This window comes from Longimonas sp., from assembly GCF_046498435.1.
GTDB lineage: Bacteria > Bacteroidota > Rhodothermia > Rhodothermales > Salinibacteraceae > Longimonas.
Window position 1 is genome coordinate 1 of sequence record NZ_JAWOAR010000035.1, and the last position, 6,291, is coordinate 6,291.

Genomic DNA, 6,291 nt, shown 5'->3' on the forward strand with positions numbered 1-6,291 from the left:
GAGGAGGTGTGCGATGGGCGCACACCTGGAGCCGATGTCGATGCCATTGGGGCTATTGGCACAGCTGCACGGGTGCAGGTCGAAAGCGCTGTGCTGTTCGATACCGATGACCACACGCTAAAAGAGGAAGCGTTTCCTGTGCTTGACGAAGTGGCGGCCCGCATCTCCGACTCTACTCAAACACAGATCAATGTGCTGGGCCACACCGACAGTACCGGATCGGCATCGCACAACCAGGAGCTGTCAGAACGGCGCGCTGAAACGGTAGCCCGCTACCTGGAGCAGTCGATGGGCGACCGCGATGCGCGCATTGTGCCTCGCGGATACGGCGAAACGCGCCCCATTGCCTCCAACCGCACTGCCGAGGGCCGCCGCCGCAACCGGCGTGTCACGTTTACCATGCGCACAATGCACACCACGTGGGCCGCCAACGACACCACCGGCATAGAACGCGAAGTGCTTGGCGTGTGGAAGACCACCGATCATGGTATGCTCGAGATGCAGCGCACATTGGATACTGGCCAGGTCGAGGGCACCTACATCGAACAAGACCGCAGCATACACGGCGAGTTTGTGTCTGACACCGTGTTTGAAGGCACCTGGGTCGCCCCCGAACCATCTGGCTCATCACGCGAATGCCTCTCCCACAACGACGGTCATCGACACTGGGGACGCATCCGAATCGAGTTTGACAGCCCCAACCGCAATAGCTTCACAGGCCACTATGGCTACTGCTACGACTCGCCCGATGAAATTGCCTTTGAAGGCGAACGCGAGATATAATCCGTAGCGAATGTCCGCAGTCAATGTAATCCGCGTTGGCAGCAGAGGTGCGACACGTGACGGTTTCTGCCTCCACCGTATTATGCGTTACAACATAGAAACGTACACGCACCGATTTGACTATGCGCCACATTTTACCAACCTTGGGGCATCGATTATTCTCTTTTTGATTCACCACCTTCACGACACTTTATGGACGCATTGCTTGACCAACTCACACTGGATAACATTATCTTCTACGGAGGACGGCTCGTTGCCGCCATACTTATTTTCATGGTGGCCCAGTGGATTGCCGGACGGCTCCGCGATGCTATCCGGTCAATGCTCGATAAGCCCGAGTATGACAAGACGTTAGGTCGATTCGGCGGCAACTTGTTGTACTATGCCATTATCATTCTGGCATTGCTTGCCGCCCTGAGTACTGTGGGTGTTGAGGTCGCGAGCTTCATCGCCATTCTGGCTGCGGCTGGGTTCGCCGTGGGACTGGCCTTGCAAGGCACACTCTCAAACTTTGCAGCGGGCGTTATGCTGCTCATCTTTCGCCCGTTTGATGTGGAGGATGTCGTTGAAGTAGGTGGAGAGCGCGGACGCGTACGCGACATTCAGCTCTTCTACACGCGTCTTAATACGCTGGATAACCAGTTGGTCATCATCCCCAACAGCGATGTGTTCGGGTCCAGCATCCGCAACATTCTGTATAACGATGAGCTGCGTGTTTCGTGCGAAGTAGGCACCGACTACCCCGCCGACCTGGATGAGGCCCGTGCAATCCTCAAGCAGGCGGGCGAACAGATCGACGATCGCATTGAAGAGCGCGGAGTGCAGGTGCTGCTTACCGAGCTGGGCGGCTCATCCATCAATTGGGAAGTGCGCGTCTGGATTCGCCCCAACGGGTTTGGCGATCTGCCCCGCGTACGCGACGAACTGGCTCGCTCCATCAAATACAAGTTGGATGCTGCTGATATTGGCATCCCCTATCCGCAGATGGACATCCACATGGACCGCACCGACGCCGGAGGCGATGGCGCTGCCTAAGTCTGCAAGAGAAGCACAAGCATAGGATTGCACGCGCAGCCGTGCCCGGCTTCCTGTATAACGTATCTTTTGCGTTGCACAGGGAACGGCCACGGCTGCACGTAGGTGTCCTTCTGTGCTCGTTTATTTAACCGTACGAATCAAAAAAACCTATGCCTACCCACTCCGCACAAGCCACCTGGAACGGAAACCTCCAAGACGGATCGGGCACCTTTGAGGGCAGCACCGGTGCCATCAGTGGCCCGTACTCGTTTGAATCGCGCTTTGAAGGCAACGACGATACAAGCCCTGAAGAGCTCATTGCCGCTGCACACGCCAGTTGCTTTTCAATGGCGCTCTCAAACATCCTCGCCGAAGCAGGCCACACGCCCGAAGACGTCACGACCGATGCCAACGCGACGCTGAAGATGGTTGATGGCGATCCAACAATCACAACGATCCACCTGACGACCAAAGGTGTGGTACCCGGCATTGACAATGACACGTTTGTGCAGCACGCCCAAGCCGCCAAAAAAGGCTGTCCCGTCTCGAAAGCACTCGCCGGCGTCACCATCAAGCTGGATGCGGAGCTGATTGGCTAACCCCAGACGCTGACGTTTCCTCGCAGTGTCCATGCTAAGCACTGCGCTCCATTGCTAAGCAGGAGTCCTGTGCACAGGGCTTCTGCTTTTTGCGTTACGGGGGTGGTGCTTCATGGATTTAGGATATCTGCGAGAAACAGAGACACAGGCCCCCTTACATGAAAGATGCGGGACGCTGTCAGGCTCTTGCGTCCTAACAGGCCCCGCATCTGACATGTGCAGCCGTGTCGCCGCGTGAGACTCCCCACCGAAGTCTCAGTGACAGGGCGGGGTATACTGCACAGGATACAGTCTATAAAAGAAGTGCCGTATGTACGCTGGGAAGCTTATATGAGTGAAAACGGTGCGATACCGAACCGGATACATCCGGAAGTGGAGAGGCACCTGTCCAATGCCTCTACTCATATGTACTACAAAGCTGATGCCAAGCATGGTGATAACGCACATTTCGAAGCGCTACGCGCTATAGCAGTCCGTTTCGGTATGTGACAAGCACTGGCGTTGCACGGATGCAACATATAAATCTACCTATGTTGCGGATGTGCAACATTGGAGGTTTAGACTGATTGAGCGGGCACAGGACCGAATAAAAGAATAAAAGAGGGTAGCGCCCTGAATGGCCACGTCACGAGGGCAGAGCCCCGCGATGAGATGACGTGCGTACGCCCCAACTGCGTACGTCCTCATCGTAATGCTACAACCGGAGTGGGTATCGTTCGTGTTACGCCCGTCCCGCTATGCGATACGTGTCTCTCCCTTCAAGGAACGCGCCTGCCCCATGTCCACCATCCTTACATAGCCAGAACAGCAGCAGCCTGCTCATCCCCCTGTGCCCTGCTCAGCAGCAGGGATAATCACTTCCGTGACAATGGCTTGCAGCCGACGGCGGTGTTCGCGTCCGCCATTTGCATAGGGAGCGGACGTAGCTACAACCGTTAGCTCCAGTTCGGGCACAATGAACACATACTGTCCGCCATAGCCCCAGCCATAGTGCATGCGGTACCCGCTTTCGCGCCGCGTGAACCAGCTGTATCCGTATCCGGCCCTGCTCCAGTGCGACTGCGAGTGCTCAACCCACGATGCCCGCACCCAGGCCTGTGGCACAATGCGTGTGCCGTTGTACCAGCCCCCGTTGCGGTACATCTCACCAAATGCGAGCAGGCCACGTGCCGAAATACGCATGTCGTTGCCTCCAAAGTAGATACCCTGCGGATCTGCCATCCACTGCGGAAGGGCCATATTCAGCGGCTCGGCCAAATGCTCGCGGGCAAACGCCCATGTGCTTTGCCCCGTAGCTTGCGTGAGGACGGCTGAAAGCAGGTGCGAGTTGCCCGTACTGTAGCTGCGCTTGGTGCCCGGATCGGCCTGCATGGGCTGCTGGAGCGCGTTGCGCACCCAGTTGCTGCTGGATACCCAGGCGCCGTAGTTGCTGCCAGAGGTGCGCTCCAGCCCCGACCGCATGGTGAGCAGATCGCCCACGGTAATCTCACGCTTTCGTGGATCGGCATCATCGGTCAGGTAGCCCTCAAAAAACGGAGCGATGCGCTGGTCGATGCCCTCCAAATGCCCCTGGTCAATAGCAATGCCCACCAGCGCTGACAGCACACTCTTCGACACCGATTTTACGTTGACAGGCGTGTCGAGGCCTGGACCGCTTGCACGGTGGGCCAGTTCGGTGGTGCCGTGGCGTGCTACCAAAAGTGATTGCAGGTTGGGCAGCGCATCGGCCCGTTCACGAACCCGCTCCAGTGCATCGTGGGCCATACCTGCCGGGTAGGCTTCGAGCGCCGGCTCCGCTGCATCGTCTGGACGAGGCATCGAAGACTCCGATTCACAGCCGACAAGCAGTACGCTGATGGTCATGGTGCTCCAGAGTATTGTGCTCCAGAGTATTGTGCTCCAGAGTATGTGCGGGGCGCTACGAAAACAGAGCATAAAGCGGATGGAATAAAAATCGGGGTTGAAATGTCTGCCCAAATACCCCTTCAGGCTCTTGTATTTCCCCAAATGCGATCCCAAAAGCGCACCAGCAGTTCGCGGTCGGTTTGCATGTCGGGGCGATCCTGTTCAAATCCGATAACCGCGCTGGTCTCCGGATCTTGCTCCAGGCGAAACGTAAAGATAGGTTTCCCGTCGGCCCCCAGTCCCATATCCGAGCGTCCAAAGCGCAGGTCGTGCACGTAGAGCGTACCGTTAGCTCCCTGCGAAACCGTGTAATATCCGCGCGAGAACCAGCGGAGCCGCTCCAGCGCCTTGGTATTCGGTAGGTCGGACAAGAGGTGGTGGCGTTTCGGAATCCGCTCGAACGATGTTGGGGGGCGCGGATCGAAATGGGAGTAGGAGCCTACATAAAAGGCATCGTCTGTTTCGCCCACCACTTGCCACAGCACATTGTTAAATGCTGCAGGCTTGGTGAAGGTGCGTTCCACCTGAATACCGGCCTGCTCGAATCCCTTGGCAAACGCCTGTTGTGCCATCATTTTACTGGGAATGGTAAGCGCGAGGTACGCGGTGCTAAGCCCGAGTCCAGCAATGTTTGCCCAGTACCGCAACCGGGTACCGGGGACCCGGCGCCAGGCCACAACCACTCCAAGAAGCAGGGGCAATGTGTATGCAGGATCGATGATGAAGATGGTGCCGAAGATCACGGGGTAGTTCGTGATCGGAAAGAACAACTGTGTGCCGTACGTCGTGAACGCATCGAGCAGGGCATGCGTGGAGAGCACCAGTCCCGCCATGAGCGTCCACTGTGTCCACGGCACGGCTTCGCGCCGGTGCAGGCGGTGCAGTAGCGTGCCAACAAGCAACGCGCCCAGCACCCAGAACGTGACCGAGTGCGAGAGTCCACGGTGGATGCCCAAGGCTGTCACATTCGAAATGAACGGGTTTAGCAGCACATCCAGATCGGGAAGCGTGCCGAGCGCTGCGCCCCAGTACAGGGCTTTGTTGCCGACGTGGCGCCCCAGCGCCGCCTCGCCCACCGCTGCGCCCAACGTGAGTTGCGTTAACGAATCCACAGAACGTACACAGTTGATGGAGGGAACTGTATGACTTTCGTATCTCCGTACGGTACGTCACGGAAACGGGCTCCTGATGCTACGGTGTATGCTGTGTCGACTTCTTAACGTTTTTGCTCAGACCACCTATTGCTGCGTCAATCCCCATTTTGATAGTTGCTCTGCAATCATCCTCCCACGAAGCCTGTCATGGTGAGCGCAGTCGAACCATCTCCTCGGGGCTTGGTAACGCCAGATGGACAGGGGGCCCTGCCAACCTTGGTGGAGCTCTTTATTCACTGCGTTCATCAGTCGCTTCGCTCGTGTCAGGACTCCTACCGACCGCTGTCGGTATCCGCTCAAGATGACATCATGTAAACGGGGCATGTTGTAATCCCCACATTGACCGTTGACACTATACTATTGCCGTGTCACACGTCAATGGTTGGGTAGTGTGGGCGAATGATTGTCATGGAAGTCCACAAGAGATCCCGGATCAGCGGCGCCAGGGGCGCCTTGCCTGTCCTGAACTCGATTCAGGATCTGGATGACTATAAAATGGGAGTCCATGCGTTACCCTATGAATCATCTGTGACAGAGCACTATTGTATGGACACCACACCTGGATTTCTACACAACGCGTCGGTGCGTACCGACCGTGCTGATGACCTTGATGCACTCATTCGGTCGCTGTTTACACGCCGTCACTTACGCACCGCAGGCGCAGGCATGTGACGAACACGACGGCTACTCCGGCGGCGCGAGCCTTATCGATCAGCGAGAGTACGATTTCAACCTGGTTGTCACTGAGCGCGGCGGTGGGCTCGTCGAGAATGAGCACCCGGGTTGCGAAATGAACCGCCCGGGCGACCGCAAGCAGTTGTCGTTGTGCGCCC

General features: G+C 57.2%; 5 protein-coding genes and 1 pseudogene. 3 read left to right on the forward strand and 3 right to left on the reverse strand.

Annotated features, from left to right (window positions below):
• The 3 genes from R6U20_RS01430 to R6U20_RS01440 all read left to right on the forward strand — a co-directional run.
• A partial coding sequence (locus tag R6U20_RS01430; RefSeq protein ID WP_410336089.1) for an OmpA family protein occupies positions 1–783 on the forward strand: 783 nt, incomplete at its 5' end.
• A 192-nt stretch (positions 784–975) separates the two neighbouring features.
• A complete protein-coding gene (locus R6U20_RS01435; protein ID WP_410336090.1) occupies positions 976–1,818 on the forward strand; it encodes a mechanosensitive ion channel family protein in 843 nt (280 codons plus the stop codon).
• Between the two features lie 152 nt (positions 1,819–1,970).
• Positions 1,971–2,399, forward strand: a complete 429-nt coding sequence (locus tag R6U20_RS01440) for an OsmC family protein (protein WP_410336091.1) — start codon at positions 1,971–1,973, stop codon at positions 2,397–2,399.
• Positions 2,400–3,218: 819 nt separating this feature from the next.
• Here the strand turns inward: R6U20_RS01440 and R6U20_RS01445 are convergent.
• The 3 genes and pseudogenes from R6U20_RS01445 to R6U20_RS01455 form a co-directional block, all read right to left on the reverse strand.
• A complete protein-coding gene (locus tag R6U20_RS01445; protein WP_410336092.1) occupies positions 3,219–4,262 on the reverse strand; it encodes a serine hydrolase domain-containing protein in 1,044 nt (347 codons plus the stop codon).
• Positions 4,263–4,384: 122 nt separating this feature from the next.
• On the reverse strand, positions 4,385–5,416 hold the full coding sequence (locus R6U20_RS01450) for a metal-dependent hydrolase (RefSeq protein WP_410336093.1): 1,032 nt from the start codon (positions 5,414–5,416) through the stop codon (positions 4,385–4,387).
• A 673-nt stretch (positions 5,417–6,089) separates the two neighbouring features.
• Positions 6,090–6,291: pseudogene (locus R6U20_RS01455) on the reverse strand (hypothetical protein); the annotation flags it as partial.

What these genes read in the sequence shown, in the direction of transcription:
- R6U20_RS01445 (WP_410336092.1), bottom strand. Translation starts at nt 4,262, where the DNA reads ATGACCATCAGCGTACTGCTTGTCGGCTGTGAATCGGAGTCTTCGATG.
- R6U20_RS01440 (WP_410336091.1), top strand. Translation starts at nt 1,971, where the DNA reads ATGCCTACCCACTCCGCACAAGCCACCTGGAACGGAAACCTCCAAGAC.
- R6U20_RS01435 (WP_410336090.1), top strand. Translation starts at nt 976, where the DNA reads ATGGACGCATTGCTTGACCAACTCACACTGGATAACATTATCTTCTAC.